The sequence below is a fragment of the Mycobacterium mantenii genome, assembly GCF_010731775.1.
In the GTDB taxonomy this organism is placed as follows: domain Bacteria; phylum Actinomycetota; class Actinomycetes; order Mycobacteriales; family Mycobacteriaceae; genus Mycobacterium; species Mycobacterium mantenii.
The window spans coordinates 2,249,371-2,267,347 of record NZ_AP022590.1; the positions used below are offsets into that span (position 1 = coordinate 2,249,371).

Here is a 17,977-nt window from a genome sequence, read left to right on the forward strand (position 1 = left end):
CTAGGAGTCCAACCTTTCTAGCATCGCGAGCGTTGAGTGGTGCGCGCCGTTGGCGGCGCCGGCGCGCTGGAACGACGGCGAAGCCGCGGATCCGCCGGTTGAGTCGGCGCGCAGCGCGTCGATCAGCTCGGCCACGGTGATGCCGCCGAGCATGCGGGACACCGGAACCGAGTTGCCTACCGTGCGGCGCAACCGCTTGCGTAAATCGAGTGCCAGCAACGAGTCCACACCCAGGTCGATCAGGGACGCGCCCGGGTCGATCGACAGCGAATCGCCGAGGTGCAGCGTCGCGGCCAATTCGGCCCGCACGACGTCGGCTAGCGGCTTGGCGGCCGAAACATCGCGGTCCTCGCCCTCACCGGGGCGCCAGGCGCTGAACTGCATTGGCATGCCCTGGCTTTCAAAGAAAACTTGGAGCCGCTCGAAGTCTGCGTCGAAAACCAGGGGATCGCCGTCATAGCGGTACAGACTGGCCTCGATCGCCTGCTCCGGCTCCATTGCCACCAGTCCGGAGCGTTCGGTGCGGGTGATCTCGTCGCCCACCACTACCCCGGCGCCCTGCCACAGGCCCCAGCGGATCGCCGTGCAGTCGCGGCCCGCAGCGCGCAACTGGGCGACCAGCACGTCCAACATCCGGTTGGACGCCGCGTATGCCGCGTGCCCATGGCCGCCCCAGACCCCGAACACCGAAGAGCAGGCCAGGATTCGGCAGTCCTGCCGCAGCGGCCACACGTCGGCCAGCACCGCCAATCCGTGGACCTTGGCCGCGCATACCGCCGCCACCCCCGACCCGGTCAGGTCGGCATGCGAGCGCGCCTGCGCGATGCCGGCGGTGTGAATCAGCAGGGACGCGCCCGAACCCGCATGGCGGGCGGCGACGGCGGCCAGCGCGGTGCGGTCGGTGATATCGCACCGCGGAGCAACCACTTCGGCGTCGTGCCGGTCGGCGAACTCGCGCAGCGCGGCCGGATCAACGCCGCCGCGGCTCAACAGGGTGATGGTTCGGGCGCCGCGGTCCAGGCAATAGCGGGCGTACTGCAGTCCGATAGCTCCGCTGCCCCCGGTGATCACCACGTTGTCAAGGGCGGCGGCATCGAGCGGTCGCGGGGCTGCCGATTCGCGGCACGGGCGGAACGCCCGGACGTGGCGGCGCGGTGATCCGGTGCCCCGCAACGCGACCTCCGCCGCGTCGCCGAGCAGCACGTCGACGACGGCCCGTGCCGTGGCGGTATCGACGTCGCGGTGCTCGAGGTCGAGATGCCCGAAGGCCTGGTCGGGGAATTCGAAGCCGACGCTGCGATGCATGCCCGCCAGCGCCGCCTGCGCCGGAGAGACGGCGGAGTCGTCCCGGCCGACCTGTTCGGCACCGGCGGTGAGCAACCAGACTGCCCGGCATCGGGGGCCGATGAGCGCGGGGTAATCGGGAAGGCCCGCATCGGGGCGGTCGGCGATCTGCTCGATTGCGGAGGTGGCGTCGAGCTGATCCAGTTCGGGGGCGACGATTGCGAGAATTTCCGCCTCGTTCGGTGGCACCGGTCGGCAGCCACTCTGTGCCGCAACGGCATCGGCGAGGGTCTGCGTCAGCGGGCCCGCACCAAACAAGCCGATGTCACGCGCGGACGCTTTCGACGTGATCGGCGCCGTCGCCGGCTGCCAGTCCTCGACGGCCACCGTGAGTGCCGGCGTGGGTGCTGTTTCGGTGACTCGCTGCGGTGCCACCCACAGGTGCACCGCGCGCATCGGCGCGTTCGGGAACGCCCGCAGCGCGGGGCGGTCGGCCGTCGGGGCCGCGTCGCTCCAGCTGCAGCCGGGGTCGGCGGTCGCGATCGCGGCGAGGCTCGCCGACAACGAATCGGTGATGGATCGGTCGCGATGCCCCGACCCGACGATGACGGTCGACTCGTCGTCGGCGATGTCACCCAGCGGGTACAGCAATGACGGGTGCGCCGAAAGCTCCACGAAGGCGTCGGCCCCGCAGGTGCGGGCACGCCGTACGGCGAGATCGAATCGCACTGTACCGCATAGGTTTTCGTACCAGTACCCAGAGAAGTCGGTCGCCTCGCCCACCTCGGTGCCCAGCGTGGAGCCGACAAACCGCACCGGCCCGTCCCGGAAGGCCGACTTCGGGGTCAGCTCGGCCAGGGCGGCGCGCAACGGCCGCAGCGCGCTGGTGTGTCCGGGATAGTCGACGGACAGTTGCTGGCTAAAGATCCCCCGCTGTTGAGCCAGCCGCACCGCGGCGGCGACCGCCTGGTGATCGCCGGCGACCACGGTCGATGACGGCCCGTTGACCGCCGACACTTCCAGCCAGCCCGGCGTCGCGGCGAGCAGCGACTCCGCGGTTTCGAGGCCGGTGCCGAGCACCGCCATCGCATAGCGGCCGGTCAGCTGGTCGACGACGGTGGCGCGCGCGACCACCAAAGCGACCGCGGCCGGCAGCGAAATCGTCCCGGCCACATGGGCCGCCGCCACCTCGCCGAGGCTGTGACCGATGGTGATGTCGGGCAGCACCCCATAAGAACGCCATGCTTCGGCCAGGCTCACCGCGTGGGTGAACTGCGCGCCCTGGATCTCGGGGCGTGACCAGCTCCGCTCGTCGTCGCCCACCAGATAGGGCAGCGGGGAGGGGAATCCGGCGGATGCGAACGCTCGCGTGCACTCCTCGGCGGCCTCCCGGTAGGCCGGTATCCGTTGGTACGCACCGGCTCCCATCGCCTGCCATTGATTGCCCTGGCCCGGGAACACGAACGCGATGCGCGGGGATGTCGTCCTCGCGGAGCGCGAGACCAGCTCGTGCTCCTCGCCGCGAGCGATCGCCGACAGCCCGGCGACGAGTTCGGTGCTGTCCGCGGCTCGCACCACCGCGCGATGGCGTCGCGGCCGGCGCAACCGCAGCAGGGTGGCGGCGACGCCGGCGGTGAGCTCGGCCGAGTCGTCGACGCGGCCCAGGTAGTCGATGATCGCCGCGGCTTCCCGGCGGATCAGCTCGGGGTCGTTGGCGCTGAGCAGCACCGGGATGCGCCCGTCCGGCAGGCCACGGGTGAGCATCACGCGACCTCCGGGATGGAGACGATCAGGTGTGCGTTAGTGCCGGCGATCCCGAACGCGGACGCCGCGGCGGTGCGCTGCCCGTCGACGGCCGGCCACGGTGTCAGGGTCTGAGCAAGTCGCAAACCTTGTTTCTCCCAATCGATTTCGGGGCTGGCATCGTCGGCGTGCAGGGTGGGCGGGACGGCGCCGTGTTCGGCCGAGACCAGCACCTTGGCCAGGCCCAGCGCGCCGGCGGCGGCCAATGAGTGGCCCACGTTGGATTTCACCGAACCCAGCAACGCTCCGGCGCCGAATTCGGTATCACCGTAGGTCTGGGCGAGCGAGCGCAACTCGGTCCGGTCGCCGAGGCGGGTGCCCGTGCCATGGCCCTCGATCATCTGCACCTCGGCGGGCTTGATCCCGGCCTGGCTGATGGCCCGCTGGAAGAGCCGGACCTGGGCAGCACCGCTGGGAGCGCTCAGCCCGGCGCTGCGCCCGTCCTGATTCATGGCGGTGGCCCGCACCTCGGCCACGATCTGCCTACCCGCGCGCAACGCGGCCGATTTGCGTTGCAGCACAAACATCGCCGCCCCCTCGGCCCACACGGTTCCGCTGGCCTGCGCGCTGTAGGGGCGGCAGTATCCGTCGTCGGAAAGCGCGTGTTGTTTGGAGAATTCGACGAAGAAGCCCGGCGAGCCCAGCACGTTGACCCCGCCCGCGATGGCCAGATCGCAGTCGCCGTTCTGCAGGGAGCGCACCGCGACATGGAAGGCCACCAACGCGGACGCGCACGAGGAATCCAGGGTCAGTGCCGGACCGGTCAGACCCAGCGTGTAGGCGATGCGGCCTGAGATCACGCTGAGTGCGGTGCCGGCGAGCAGATGACCGCTGTGTTCGGAGAACCGGGCCATTTCGGGTCCGTAGCCGGTGGCCGAGGCGCCGACGAAGCAGCCGACCTCGTGCCCGGCAAGGTCGTCGGGGTTGATGCCGCTGTTCTCGCAGGCGCGCCAGGCTACCCGAAGCGCCACCCGCTGCTGCGGATCCATCACGACGGCCTCGCGGGGTGAGATGCCGAAGAACTCTGGGTCGAATGTGGTTGCCCCGTCCAAGAATCCACCGCGGTCATGAATCTCTTTGAAGCCGTTGCGCCGCGACCCGGCGAGCAGTTCGCGCACCGCCCAACCGCGGTCGGTGGGAAACGGGCCCAGCGCCTCGCGGCCGTGCGCCAGCAGATCCCAATAAGCCTCGGCGGTTTCGATGCCGCCGGGCGCCTCCACACCCATCCCCACGATCACCACCGGATCGGAGCCCTCAGCGTCAAGGCCCCTGCCAAAAGAACTGTCAGACATCGAGGTCACCCGGCATTCACCTGCGCGGCGATCGCCTCGACGTGGTCATAGACGTAAAAGTGCCCGCCGTCATATAGCGACACGGCGAAGGACCCGGCGGTGTGCCTTTCCCACTGCCGCAGCACGCCGGCGGCGATGCGGTGGTCATGGTGGCCGCCCAGCACGTGAATATCGGCGCCAATGCGGACATCGGGGCTGGGGTCATACCCATTGAAGGCCTGGTAGTCGGCGCGCACCGCGGTGGTCAGCAGTTCGGAAAACTCTTCGTCGGCAAGCAGTTCGGGGTCGGTACCACCCAAGTCGGCGATATCGGCCAGCACCCCGTCGTCACTGGTCGGCAGCTCGGGCATGTCGACCACGACGCAGGGCGGCGGGCCCGCCGAAACCCAGAGCTTCCGCACAGTCGTGCCGTGCACTTCGGCGACGCGGGCGAACTCGAAGGCGACGACGGCGCCCATGCTGTGCCCGAACAACTTCAGCGGTGCGACGCCGGGCCATGGTGCGGCCTGAAAAAGGCTGACGGCCAGATCGTGCACGCTGTCGTGCGCGGGTTCGCTGAGCCGGTCGGCCCGTTGCGGGTACTGCACGATGTAGGTGTCGTTGCCCGCGGCCAGCGCCGCGGCCAATACCCGATAGCTTGCGGCGGCCGCGCCGGCATGCGGGAATACCACGGTGGCGCCGGCGGATGGCTGGTTGCCGCGGCCCGGGGTCAGCTTGATCCAGGACGGGAACGCGGCGGACACGATGATCAGGTTATTGAATGTCATTGTGCCGTCTATAATTTCGTGGATTCGTGAGAGGCCGCCAGAACCGATTCGGCGTCCATGCCGATCACCTCCAGATACAGCTCCGCGACTTGGTCGAGCCGGCCGGGTTCGTCTTCGGCGGCGTTGAGCACCGTGGCCAGCGCCGACACCGTCCGGTTGGCGAAGATGTCGGCGACCATGACGTCCGGTGCGTCCAGCCACGCCCGAATTCGCGCCACCGCCTGGGTGGCGAGCACCGAATCACCACCGAGCGCGAAGAAGTCATCGTCGACGCCGACGTTTTCCCGGGCGAGCAGATCGCAGACGATCATTACCAATGCGGATTCCAAGGGCGTCGACGGCGCGCGGTGGCCCGGCCGTTGCGATCGCGAGACGGCGGCTTCCAATTCGCGTGTGACGGCCCGGCGGTCGAGCTTTCCCGCATCGGTGAAGCCGATCCGCTCCACCACCGTGATGTCGCGCGGAACCATGTGCGCGGGCACAAGGTTGCCAAGCGACTGCCGGATCCGCTCGGCGGTCAGCGAGGTGGCGTCGGTGCACACCTGCGCGGCCAGCACGTCGGATTCCCCGGACACGGCGATCAGCGCGGCCACCGCCGTCCGCACCCCGGGCACGCGCCGCAGCGCCGTCTCGATCTCGCCCAACTCGACGCGATACCCGCTGATCTTGACGCGGTGGTCGGCGCGGCCGACGAATTCCAGGATGCCGTCCGGCCAGTAGCGCACTAAATCGCCAGTGCGATACCAGATTCGGCCGTCATGTTCGACAAAGCGTTCGGCGGTGAGGTCGGGACGCCCGCGGTAGCCGCGCGCGATGCCGCGGCCGGACACCCAAAATTCGCCGGGGACCCAGTCGGGACAGTCGGCGCCGGTGTCGTCGACGACGCGGCAGGCGTTGTTGGGCAGCGGAACGCCGAAGGGCAAGGCCGTCCAGGCCTCCGGTATCGCCTCCGTCACCTCGAAAATGGTGTTGTGCACCGGGGTTTCGGTCGCGCCGCCGAGGCCCGCGAAACGCAGGTTGGGTGCTTCGGCTTGGAGGCGGCGCACCACTTCGGGTCGGACCCAGTCGCCGCCGGTGGGGATCACCCGCACCGAGGACAGCCGCCCGGCGCCGACTTCGATCAGCATCTCCAGCCAGCCGGGCATGAAGTGGAGCACGGTGACCCGGTGTGTGTCGATGAGCCGGGCCCAGGCGTCGGGATCCCGGCGCTGCGTTTCGTCGACCACCACGACGGCCCCGCCGGTCCGCAGGGTGACGAACACGTCCATCACCGAGATGTCGCCTTCCAACGTCGACAGGGCCAGGCATCGATCCGCGGGGCCGATCTCGAAGTGGCGGCCGATGAATTCGACGGTGTTCATCGCGGCGTCGTGGGTGACCTCGACGCCCTTGGGTTCCCCGGTCGAGCCGGACGTGAACAGCACGTAGGCGAGCTCGGCGGGATCGACTCTCGCACAGCTATTCTCGGCACGGGCGGGCGCGTCGCGAAGCACCTCCGCAAGCACCACCTCGTTCACCGGCACCGACAACCGTCGCTCCCCGCACACCAGGGCAAGGCTCACGCCGCCGAATTCGAGGATGCGCTGCGCGCGGTCGCGGGGCTGGTCGACGCCGATCGGCAGATAAACACCACCGACGGACAGGATGCCCAGCAACGCCGGAATCTGTTCGGCGGTCTTCGGACCCATCACCGCGACCGTGTCGCCGGCGGCGATCCCGGCCGCGCGCAGCGCCGCCGCCACCGCCAGCGCCTGGTCGCGCAGTTGTGCGTAGCTGAGGTCACCGGTGCTCGCGAACACCGCCGGGGCGTCGGGCTGCCGCTCGGCTTGCCGGAAGAACCCGTCGTGCAAGGCTTCTCCGCTGGGCTCGGCGGTGCGGGCGTTGGCCGCCGCGCGCACTGCGCGCTGCGCTTCCGGCAACGCCGCGCGGCCCGGCGCGTCCCATGCGTCGTCGGCGGAGGCCAACCGAAGCAGCTCGTCGATGTGGTGGGCGAACATGGCTTCGACGACGCCCGGGGGAAAGATACCTTCGCGCACATCCCAATTCACCAGAATGCCGCCGTCGAACTCGGTGACCTGGGCGTCGAGCAGCACCTGCGGCCCCTGGGAGATGATCCATTCCGGGGTGCCGAATTGGTCGGTCACGTCGCGGCTGAACAGTTCGCCGAGCCCCAGCGCGCTGGTGAACACCACCGGCGCGAGCACCTGGGTACCGCGATGACGGCTGAGGTCGCGCAGCACCGACAGCCCGGGATAGGCGGAATGGGCGGCGGCCGTGCGCATCGAGTCCTGCACCACCTGCGCCCGCGCGATCGCGGTGTCCGCCCCGGCGAGATCGACGTCGAGCAGCAGCGAGGAGGTGAAGTCACCCACCAACGAATCGACGTCCGGGTGCACGGGCTGGCGCCCGAACAACGGGACGTTCAACAGAAAACGCGAAGTGGTCGACCAGCGGGCCAGGGTGTTGGCGAATCCGGCGGCCAGCGCCATCGCCGGGGTGATGCCGCGCGCCTGGGCGCGGGCGAACAGCGCGTCGCGGGTTTCCGGGTCCAACCAGTGCCAGCGTCGAGTGCTCCAATTCGAGCCCCGGCCACCGGTCGACGGTAGCGCCGGCGGGTCCGGCAGCTCCGCAAGGCGCTGTGCCCACCAGGCCCGGGCGTTCTCGCGCGCCGGTTGCGGCCCTGTGTCTTGGCCCTCGATCGCGTGGCGGTATCGCCGGTAGGTGTAGCGCAGCTCGGGGAGGTCGCGGCCGCGGTAGAGAGCCGCCAGGTCGGCCATCAGGGTGCGATAGCTCATGGCGTCGGCGGCCTGCATGTCCAGATCCACGTGCAGCCGCGACCGGTTGCCCGGTAGCAGCGTCACCGCCAGTTCGAACACGGCGCCGTCGAGTTGCTGGTGTGATTTGGCGTCGCGGATGGCGGCGAGCCGCCGCTCGACCTCGGCGGCGCTCAGCGATCGCAGGTCCTCGACGCCGACCGGGAAGTCGCCACTCTGGTCGGCCGGAGTGATGCGCTGGGTGCCGTCGGGCAGGAACTGCACCCGCAGCATCGGATGGCGCCGGGCCAGCGCGGCGGCCGCCGCGCGCAGGCGCTGCGCATCGATCGGGCCACCGTCGAACTCGACGTACAGGTGTCCGGCGACGCCCCCCAGCTGCTGGTTCTCGTGGCGGCCGACCCACATTGCGTGCTGCATCGGGGCCAGCGAAAACGGCTCGTGCTCCCCGGAACGCTCGGCATCGCCGGACCCCTCAGGAAACGTCTGCTGCTCGGCGCCGTTTCCGCCCGACGAGACCAACCGGGCCCAGGCCTCGATGGTCGGCGTCTCGGCCAGCGTGGCGAAGTCGACGGCGATGCCCTGGCGGCGCCAGCGGCCGGCCAACGTCATGATCCGGATGGAGTCCAGGCCCTGGCCGACGAGGTTGCTACCCGGCTGAACTGCATCGACGTCGACGCCGAGCAAGTCGGCCACCTCCGCCCGGATGTCCTCCGAGCGTGCCGAGGCGTGCACCACAGACCCTCCCTGAATTAGCACAGGCTGCCCTAATTTTTTGGTTACCCTATCCTTACTCCCTGCGTCCCGCTACTACGCCCCCCGCCTAAGGAGCCATGAGCCCGAACACACCGCAGCCGCCGGCCGGAGTCCTCGACGGGTTCGTGCCCTTCCCCGCTGACCGGGCCGCCGCCTACCGGGCGGCCGGCTACTGGACGGGACGGACCCTGGACACGCTCCTGACCGACGCGGCCCGGCAATGGCCGGACCGGATCGCCGTGCTCGACGCCGCGGGTGACGCGGGCCTCAGCTATGCGGACCTCGACGACCAAGCCAACCGCACCGCCAACGGGCTGCGGGGCGCCGGTATCGCGCCCGGCGACCGGGTTTTGCTGCAGTTGCCGAACGGCTGCCAATTCGCGGTGGCGTTGTTTGGGCTGCTGCGGGCCGGGGCGATCCCGGTGATGTGCCTGCCCGGCCACCGGGCCGCCGAACTGGGGCATTTCGCCGCGGTCAGCGAGGCCACCGCGCTGCTGATCGCCGATGCCGCAGCGGGTTTCGACTACCGCACGATGGCACGCGGTCTGTCCGAGCAGCACGCTGCGCTCAAGCACGTCATCGTCGACGGCGACCCGGGGCCGTTCACCTCATGGGCACACGTGCGCGATCAGGCGGCCACCGGCATGCCGCCACCGCCGCCCGACCCGGGAACGCCTGCGCTGCTGCTGGTTTCCGGCGGCACCACCGGCACACCGAAACTCATCCCCCGCACCCACGACGATTACCTGTTCAACGCGAAGGCCAGCGCGGAACTATGTGGATTGACCTCTGACGACGTCTATTTGGCGGTGCTGTCGGCCGGCCATAATTTCCCGCTCGCCTGTCCGGGCCTGCTCGGCGCGATGACGGTCGGAGCCACCACCGTCTTCGGCACCGACCCCAGCCCCGAGGCGGCCTTTGCGGCCATCGCCCGCCACGGCGTCACGGTGACCGCCCTGGTGCCGGCGTTGGCCAAGTTATGGGCGCAAGCCTGCGAATGGGAACCGGTGACACCAAAAAGTCTGCGGCTCTTGCAAGTTGGCGGTGCGAAGTTGGAGCCCGAGGATGCGCGGTTGGTGCGCAGCGCCTTGACCCCGGCCCTGCAGCAGGTGTTCGGGATGGCCGAGGGGCTGCTGAACTACACCCGGCTCGACGATCCCCCGGAACTCACCGAACATACCCAGGGGCGGCCCATGTCCGCCGCAGATGAGCTGCGCGTCGTCGATGCGGCGGGCGAGCCGGTGCCCGCCGGCGAAGAGGGCGAACTGCTGGTCCGCGGGCCGTACACGTTCAACGGCTACTTTCGCGCCGAGCGTGACAATGAACGCAGCTTCGACCCCGACGGCTTCTTCCGCAGCGGTGACGTGGTGCGGCTGCGCGACGACGGCTATCTGGTGGTGACCGGTCGCGTCAAAGACGTGATCTGCCGTGGTGGGGAAACGATTTCCGCGGCAGACCTCGAGGAGCAGATGCACAGCCATCCGGCGGTCTACTCGGCCGCCGCGGTCGCGTTGCCCGACCCTTACCTGGGCGAAAAAATCTGTGCGGCAGTCGTCTTCAACGGTCGTGAGCTGTCGCTCGCGGAGCTCAACGGCTATCTGGACCAGCGTGGCGTGGCCGCCCACGCCCGCCCCGACGTCGTGGTGGCGATGACATCCTTGCCCACCACCCCGATCGGCAAGATCGACAAGAAGGCGATCGCAAGCCAGGTTTCGGCACACCGAGCGCAACCGCGCTAGGGGTTCGCGTTTCGCAGCCGGCCGGTCGCGCCGCGCGATCAGCCCATCGCCGCATAAAGATCGGACAGTAGGCCCGCCGTGGTGCGAAAGTCCATGCACTGATCGGTCACGGATTGGCCGTAAACCAGCTCGCCGCCCAGCGATTGGGCACCGGCCACCAGGAAGCTTTCCAGCATCATACCGGCGATCCCGCGCTCGCCCGCGGCGATGCGTGCGGTCACCTCGGCCGTCACCACGGCCTGCCGCTCATGATCTTTGGCGCAGTTGGCGTGTGAGCAGTCGATCATGACCTGCTCGGAAAGCCCTGCCCTGCTCAGCCGTTCGATGGCGGTGGTCACCGAGGCCGTGTCGTAGTTGGGTCCGGTGGTGCCGCCCCGAAGGATCACGTGACAGTCGGGATTGCCCATGGTCTCGACGACAGCCGCGCGACCGAAGTTGTCGGTACCGAAAAAATTGTGCGGTGCCGCAGCGGCTTTGACGCCGTCGATGGCGACCTGAATGTTGCCGTCGGTACCGTTCTTGAACCCGACCGGCATCGACAGCCCGGACGCCAACTGGCGGTGCACCTGCGACTCGGTGGTCCGGGCGCCGATCGCGCCCCACGCGACGGCGTCGGCGATGTACTGCGGGCTGGTGGGCTCCAGGAATTCACACCCGACCGGGAGGCCGACCTCGATGATGTCGAGCAATAACCCACGCGCGATGCGGATGCCACGCTCGACGTCGAAGCTGCCATCCATGTTGGGATCGTTGATGAGCCCCTTCCAGCCGATGGTGGTGCGCGGCTTTTCGAAGTAGACCCGCATCACGATCTTCAGACGATCCGCGTATTCGGCCGAAAGCGGCGCAAGCCGACGCGCGTAATCGAGTGCGGCGACGGGATCGTGCACCGAGCAAGGCCCCACCACCAGTAGGAGCCGATCGTCGCCGCCGGTCAAGATCGCCGAGATCTCCTCGCGATCGCGCTGCACGGCCTGGGCACGCCCAGCCGTCAACGGCAGTTCGGTGCGGATCACGGCGGGAGCCGAGAGTTCCCGGAACGAAACGATCCGATGATCGGACGTATCGATGGTCGTCTCGCAATTGATGGTGGACATGGGGTGCGTGTGCCTTTCTCTACTGGCTCCCAGGGCACGCCCGCTGGTTCCCGATGCCCCGAAAAACGAAAAGCAGCGACCTTATGGTCACTGCTGGGCCCCGGGTATCAGTCGCGCGGTTGCGTCAACCAGACGCTGCATCGCTGGCTCCACCCGGAGCCACGATAAAGCGCCAATACGCGCGCACGCCGATCTTCACGTCGGCGAAGATACCATGCCGGGGCGGGGCCGCCCAACCGGCTGCGGCCTTCCGCTCGTCTACCCTACGCGCACGTCGCAACGGGCTAGTCAATCGCGTTGGCGCGCAACGCATCCAGCAGCCTGTTCATCACCGCGCCGGCGTCCGCGCGGGCCTGGACATGGTCGTCGGCTCGGGCAATGTAGAGCGTTGCCTCGCGCAGTGCCCCCATGATCGTCAGGGCCGTCGCCTCGACGGGCTGACGGGGGATGCTGCCGGACTCGACGGCGTCGGTGAGGAGTCCGGTCACGAATCCGATGTTGTAGCGGTGCCCGATGTCGCTCCAGCGCTCCCATTCCAGGACAGCCAAGGCCTCAAGCAGGACGATGCGCTGGACGTCGGGTTCGGCACACGCGTCTAACCAAAGGCCGGCGCATAGCCGCATGATCTCGACCGGATCGGAGTGCCCCGCGGCCGCGACGGCCTCCCCCATCCGGGCGGCCATCTCGCCCTCCACCTGCTCGAATACCGCGGCGAACAACTCCGTCTTGTCGGCGAAATGGTGGTGCAGACCGCCGATCAGGCTCGACCCGGCGCCCGCACGCCGGATCAACCGGGTTAACCGGTGCCGAGCAGCCGCCGCTTTTGTTCGGTGAATTCGGTCTCCGTCAACGCACCACTTGCGCGCAGTTCGGCGAGCTTGCCTAGCACGTCGGTGATTTCACGCAGCTCGGCGGCGGCTCCGCTGGATGCTTGGCGCGGCGTCTGGCCGCGCTCTTGCAGAACGGCGCCCGCCGGAATCGGGCGGCCGGGCCCATCGCTCCTGCCCGTCGACCGGCGATCCCGGGGATCGGGTGTGCCGCGGCCGGGCAGGGCCATCAACGGCGCACCGCCCAACAGGGGCGTCTGGCCCAGTAGTCCGGGATCCGGACGGCCGGCCTGCACGGTGCCGGCGGCGGGCGACTCGAGCGCGGTGAGGCGCACTTCCGGTGCCGCCGTGGACCAGCCCTGCGGCACCGACATGCCGCCCAGCGAGGACGCGCGGCCCATTCCCGCGGACACCGTCGTCGCCTTACCCGACGGACGCAGCGCTTTCGCCCCCGCAGGCTTCTCCGGCGCGGCCTTCGGCTTCGACCCCAATTCCGTGATCTTGTGTTCGGCGTCGGAGATGAACCCCGCGGCGCCGGAGACCCCGATCAGCCCCACGCCATTTCCCAAAAACCCCGAGCCGAGCGACACCAGGTTGTAGGGATTCATGAAGCTCGAGAAGTCGCTCAGCCCCGAGGCCGCCGTGGACGAAGTCGTGAGGTTTTGCAGCGCGTTTGGGACCGCGGACATCGCATTGCCGGACAGCGCGGATTGCACGCGCCCGGCCGAGGTGCCGGCAGCCTGGGCGACCGCGGCGTTCTGTGCGGGAAACCCGCCCTGGTTGGTCGTCTGCTGCGGCGGGGCGAAGGGCGTCAGCTGCGAGGCTGCCTGCGAGGCGCCGGCGTAGCCATACATCGCGGCGACGTCCTGGGCCCACATTTCGCCGTAGGCGACCTCGGTGGCCGCGATCGCCGGCGTGTTCTGCCCCAACAAATTGGTCGCGACCAGCGACGTCAACTGAGAACGGTTCGCCGCGATCACCGATGGGTGCACCGTCATCGCGTACGCCGACTCGTAGGCCGTCGCAGCGCCTTTGGCCTGGGCACCGGCCTGCGTCGCCTGCTCGGCGGTGGCGTTCAGCCAGGCGAGTTGCGCTGCGGCCGCGGCCGCCGCCGTCACCGCGGACGGCCCCTGCCACGGCTCATCGGTGAGCCCCGAGATCACGGACTCGATGTCGGCCGCCGTGGCGTGCAGCTCATTGGCCAGCTCTTCCCACGCCGCTGCCGCTGCCAGCATCGACGCCGAGCCAGGGCCTGCATACATGCGGCCGGAGTTGACCTCCGGCGGCAATACCGCGAAGTGCATTGATTTCCTCTGGGATCGTGGAGGCGCCGGTCATACCGCCCCCGCTCACGTTCCCTTTCGTACCACGCACTCCCGATTCTCAATCCTGCAGAAAAACCTCGGCACCCGAAGCGTGGTCCCGCGATCACGTTTGTCGATCGCACTGCTGCGCTGGCATTTCGACGGACGATCGAAAGTTGTTGCCTACAGCCAAATCTGGTGAATCAGCCTAAAGTGAACATACTCACACCGTGATCGCGGTACCCATAACCGGCGGACCGCTATTTCGACAGCCGAAGTGTTCAGGGGTCGCTGGAGTACTCGGGGAGCCAACGCACCTGCGCGATGCGTTCGGTGAGTTCTGCGTCGCTGCGCGCCGGAGCGACACCATCCGCGACGGCCTGCACGGCGACGGCGTGCGCGATCCGGACCGCGATGTCGGGCACATCTGACCACGCGGGCAGCAGCGGCTGGTCGGGGTCGGCGAGGGCTGGCGACGCCTCCCCCAAGGTCTCCGCCGCGACCCGCATCATTTCGTCAGTGACGCAAGTCGCCTCGGCGGCGGTCACGGCAAGACCCATCGCAGGAAAGATGTAGACGTTATTACATTGAGCGACAGAGTGTTCCACACCGTTTCGGTGCAGCGGCGCGAACGGTGAGCCGGTGGCGATCAGGGCGCGTCCGTCGGTCCACTGATCCAGCTCGGCGGGGTGCGCCTCGGCGCGGCTCGTCGGGTTGGACAGCGGAAAAATGATCGGCCGCTCCGTCTTGGCGGCAATCTCGCGCACGATGCTCTCGGTGAAGGCACCCGCCGCGGTCGACAGGCCGAGCAGCACACCCACGTCGACATGGTGGACGACGTCGGCGAGCTGGGCGGGACCCAACAAACCCCAGCCCGCGACACGACCGGCCGGCTGGGCGAACCCACGCTGGGCATCGGACAGATCGGTGCGGTCATCGGTGAGCAGGCCAACCACGTCGACGACCCAGATGCGCTGCGACGCAGCTTGTTGGGACAACCCCTCGTTCATCATCTGCCTGCGAATCATGTCGAGCACCCCGATACCGGCCGAGCCGGCGCCGAGCATGACGACCTGTTGCTGCGAGAGCGGGCGGCCGGCGACCTTGGCGGCGCCGTGCAGCGCTCCGACGGTGACGGCGGCGGTCCCCTGGATGTCGTCGTTGAAGGTGAGGAGCTTGTCGCGGTAGCGGGCCAGGATCGGCAGCGCATGCGCCGTCGCGAAGTCCTCCCACTGCAGCAGCACGTTCGGCAGGTGCTTGCGCACCGCGGCGACGAACTTGTCGACGAACGCGTGGTAAGCGTCGTCGTCGATGCGCCGGTGCCGCCAGCCCAGGTATTGCGGATCGTCGAGGAGTTCGCTGTTGTCGGTGCCCACGTCGAGCACGATCGGCAGGGTGCGCGCGGGATCGATGCCGCCGATCAGGGTGTAGAGGGACAGCTTTCCGATCGGGATGCCCATCCCGCCGATGCCCTGATCGCCGAGGCCGAGGATGCGCTGCCCGTCGGTGACCACGATCACATCGACCTCACGCTGCGGCCGGTTGTTCAGCACCTCGTCCAGACAATTCCCCTCGGCGTAGGACACGAACAGTCCTCGCGGCCGCCGGTAGATCTCACTGAAACGCTGGCAGGCCTCCCCTACGGTGGGTGTGTAGACGATCGGCAGCGCCTCGGCGATGTGGTCGAGCAACACCCGGTAGAACAGCGTCTCGTTGCGGTCCTGCAATGCCCGCAGATAGATGTGTTTGTCGAGATCATCGCGGCGAGTGGAGAATTCGTGCCAGCAGTGCGCGGCTTGCTGCTGCAATGTCTTCACCGTCGTCGGCAGCAAACCCAAGAGGCCAAGCCGCCGCCGCTCGGCCTCGGTGAAGGCGGTGCCTTTGGTGGTCAACGCATCGAACAGTCTGGCCGGTCCCCGGAGTTCATCGGCCATCGACAACGTCCCTTCTGTGGGGATCTCGCGGCGAGGGAAACGACGGTCTGTCCAGACCATCATCGATCATCCCGAGCGCTTTGTCTGCGGGTCGCCGTCCCTGCGCTGCCGCGGCCGCGCGCATCAACCAACTTGAGATCCGCGCTGAGCACGTTTCGTTTGGCGGACCGCCGGGTTCACCGCGTACAGAGCCACCTGCTGAATCGCGGACTTCGCTGCTTATCCAACTGGCGCGCAGTATTTCGGCAGGCGCACACGAATTTCCTGCCGTTCTGGGCCCTTCGTTTCCCGGCTACCCGGGGCGTGACTCAACCTGGGTCACAGTTTGCTATCGGTGTCCCGGTTCCCGTCGAACTTCGTTACTGCGGTTGACATCATCAGGGGCGTACGACCCAGTGACGCGGCGTTTTCGCGGTTCGACGGGTTGTTTGCCCGAATCATCGACGAGAGGAATCTTTGGCTGACACTATTCCAATACGGCCGTACATCACGATATGGTAACCGAGGCGCGGTTCTGGTAGGCCCGCCAGTGTCACGTGTGGCCTCGCCAAGACAGCGCTCGCTCTGCGGGTGGGAATCGACAGATTGGGTCATCGCGTCGAGGTAAATGTTTGTCCAGTGGTTCCGTGTTAATTGTGCGCGAATTAAATGACCCTCATTTGTCGACTACATCACACGAGCAAGCAACGGTTGGCAGAAATCTCCTGGGCGATTGCTCGGGCCCGAGAGGGGAATCTTATGATTGCGCCGCGGGATCGCCGGAGAGTCATTTATTTGCGCTGCTTGATCCCTTGCAGACCGCCAACCCAGACCACAGCTAGTTCACTCTCTGGTGCGCATTGGTCGACGCAGCGCCCTGCAAGTCACTTGCTGGGCCTGCGGACGAGGAGCGCTGCGGCCATCAACTCGCTCAGCAAGTCGTGCGCGTTGCCGTTAAGGTCATCCGGACCGGTGTCGCCAGCTGACGAACGAAAGGTAGCGCATGTTCTTGGGCACGGTTGAGGACTGGACAACCGAGGGCACCGTCGTATCCTGGTATCCCACCGCGGCCACTTATCGGCGCGCCGCCGAGGCGCAATACGATCCCGTCCCGGTGAGTTATCAGCAGTCCCAGCACCTTCGCTATTACCGGCGCCAGGTCAGCCGCGGCCGCGATATCCCGCGGTTGTGCATTGGAGCCTGGGAAATCAGCGGCGTCTGCGATATCGATGCCATGACATACGCTCTGAACACTCATCTGCGGCGGCACGACACCTACCACGACCGGTTTGCGTTCGGCGACAACGACGAAATCCTTCGCTACGTCATCGCCGACCCGGAGGTCATCGCCTTGGCGCCAACGGATCTCGGCACAATGGCCCCGAACCAGATCCGCAAACTGCTTCTCGATACTCCCGATCCGCTGCAATGGGACTGCTTTACCTTCGGAATCATCCAGGCCGAAGACCGATTCACCATCTATATCGCCGTTGACCACTTGCGCGCCGACGGCATGTCGGCCGGCGTGATCTTCCTCGACATCCAGACGATGTACTTTGCCGCGCTGCACAAAGCGCAGAACCCGCTGCCACCCGCAGCCAGCCATCGCGAATACAGCGCGAATCAGCATGCGTACACCAGGGCCCTCAGCGACGAGTCGCCCGAGATCCAGTCGTGGCGGACCTTCCTCGCCGCGAATAACGGTGCGCTACCGAAGTTTCCGCTGGAACTGGGCGAGGCGAACGCGGATACACCCGGGGCCATCGACGTGTTCGACCTGATCGACGACGACCAGGGCCGACGGTTCGAAGCGGCGTGCCGCGCCGCGGGGGCGCGTTTCAGCGGCGGCGTGTTCGCATGCGCTGCCCTGACGGAGCATCGGTTAACTGGCGCCGCAACGTATTTCGGGCTCACACCGTTCGACAACCGGCGCGATCCCGCGCACGCCACCGCGGTCGGCTGGTTGGCCAGTTTCGTCCCGTTGGCCATTCCCACCGACGGTGCGTCATTCGATGAGGTGGTCAGCGCTGCCCAGGCGTCTTTCGACGGCAACACGGCCCTGGGCGCCGTCCCCTACTATCACCTGCTCGAGTCGACGGACCCGTCGTCGAACCCCATCGAGGTGCCGGACCGTCCGGTCCCCATGCTGTCCTACATCGATATCCGCAAGTTGCCGTTCGGCGATTGTTTCGACGGTCTGCGCGCCGGTGTTTGGGGTGATAACCGGCTGTCGGAAACGGTGTGCATGTGGGTCAACCGCATGCACGACAAGACGCAGCTGGTCGTCGCGTACCCGGGCACCGAGGTCGCCCACAGGTCCGTGTTGCGCTACGTCAAAACGATGCGTGCCGAGTTCGCCCGGGTGTCCGAAGCCGGGCCGCACATCGATGCGTGACGCGGTTCTACCGCCGTCGAGGGTCGGAG

10 protein-coding genes are annotated in these 17,977 nt (G+C 67.8%); 2 read left to right on the plus strand and 8 right to left on the minus strand.

Annotation, left to right across the window (positions count from 1 at the left end):
• The 4 genes from mbtD to G6N50_RS10130 are packed head-to-tail and all read right to left on the minus strand — an operon-like array spanning position 1 to position 8,655.
• A complete protein-coding gene (mbtD, locus tag G6N50_RS10115; protein ID WP_083095711.1) occupies positions 1 to 3,048 on the minus strand; it encodes a mycobactin polyketide synthase MbtD in 3,048 nt (1,015 codons plus the stop codon).
• On the minus strand, positions 3,048 to 4,379 hold the full coding sequence (locus G6N50_RS10120) for a beta-ketoacyl [acyl carrier protein] synthase domain-containing protein (RefSeq protein WP_083095848.1): 1,332 nt from the start codon (positions 4,377 to 4,379) through the stop codon (positions 3,048 to 3,050). The genes mbtD and G6N50_RS10120 overlap by 1 nt, the downstream gene beginning before the upstream one ends.
• A gap of 5 nt (positions 4,380 to 4,384) precedes the next feature.
• Positions 4,385 to 5,146: a thioesterase II family protein gene (locus G6N50_RS10125; RefSeq protein ID WP_083095708.1), complete on the minus strand. Its 762-nt coding sequence runs from the start codon at positions 5,144 to 5,146 to the stop codon at positions 4,385 to 4,387.
• Between the two features lie 8 nt (positions 5,147 to 5,154).
• A complete protein-coding gene (locus G6N50_RS10130; RefSeq protein ID WP_083095705.1) occupies positions 5,155 to 8,655 on the minus strand; it encodes a non-ribosomal peptide synthetase in 3,501 nt (1,166 codons plus the stop codon).
• A 95-nt stretch (positions 8,656 to 8,750) separates the two neighbouring features.
• Between G6N50_RS10130 and G6N50_RS10135 the strand changes: the two genes are divergently transcribed.
• Positions 8,751 to 10,412, plus strand: a complete 1,662-nt coding sequence (locus G6N50_RS10135) for a (2,3-dihydroxybenzoyl)adenylate synthase (RefSeq protein ID WP_083095703.1) — start codon at positions 8,751 to 8,753, stop codon at positions 10,410 to 10,412.
• A gap of 38 nt (positions 10,413 to 10,450) precedes the next feature.
• On the opposite strand, the gene G6N50_RS10140 is transcribed toward G6N50_RS10135, so the two are convergent.
• From G6N50_RS10140 to G6N50_RS10155, 4 genes are all read right to left on the minus strand, one after another.
• On the minus strand, positions 10,451 to 11,509 hold the full coding sequence (locus G6N50_RS10140; protein ID WP_083095700.1) for a 3-deoxy-7-phosphoheptulonate synthase: 1,059 nt from the start codon (positions 11,507 to 11,509) through the stop codon (positions 10,451 to 10,453).
• Positions 11,510 to 11,793: 284 nt separating this feature from the next.
• Positions 11,794 to 12,300, minus strand: coding sequence for a TetR/AcrR family transcriptional regulator (locus tag G6N50_RS10145; RefSeq protein ID WP_232068925.1), 507 nt, complete (start codon positions 12,298 to 12,300; stop codon positions 11,794 to 11,796).
• Positions 12,301 to 12,305: 5 nt separating this feature from the next.
• Positions 12,306 to 13,640: a PPE family protein, SVP subgroup gene (locus G6N50_RS10150; RefSeq protein WP_083095698.1), complete on the minus strand. Its 1,335-nt coding sequence runs from the start codon at positions 13,638 to 13,640 to the stop codon at positions 12,306 to 12,308.
• 281 nt (positions 13,641 to 13,921) lie between these two features.
• Complete coding sequence (locus G6N50_RS10155) at positions 13,922 to 15,574, minus strand: NAD-dependent malic enzyme (protein ID WP_083095695.1); 1,653 nt, start codon at positions 15,572 to 15,574, stop codon at positions 13,922 to 13,924.
• Between the two features lie 982 nt (positions 15,575 to 16,556).
• Between G6N50_RS10155 and G6N50_RS10160 the strand changes: the two genes are divergently transcribed.
• Complete coding sequence (locus G6N50_RS10160) at positions 16,557 to 17,948, plus strand: condensation domain-containing protein (protein WP_083095693.1); 1,392 nt, start codon at positions 16,557 to 16,559, stop codon at positions 17,946 to 17,948.
• The last annotated feature ends 29 nt before the right edge of the window (positions 17,949 to 17,977 follow it).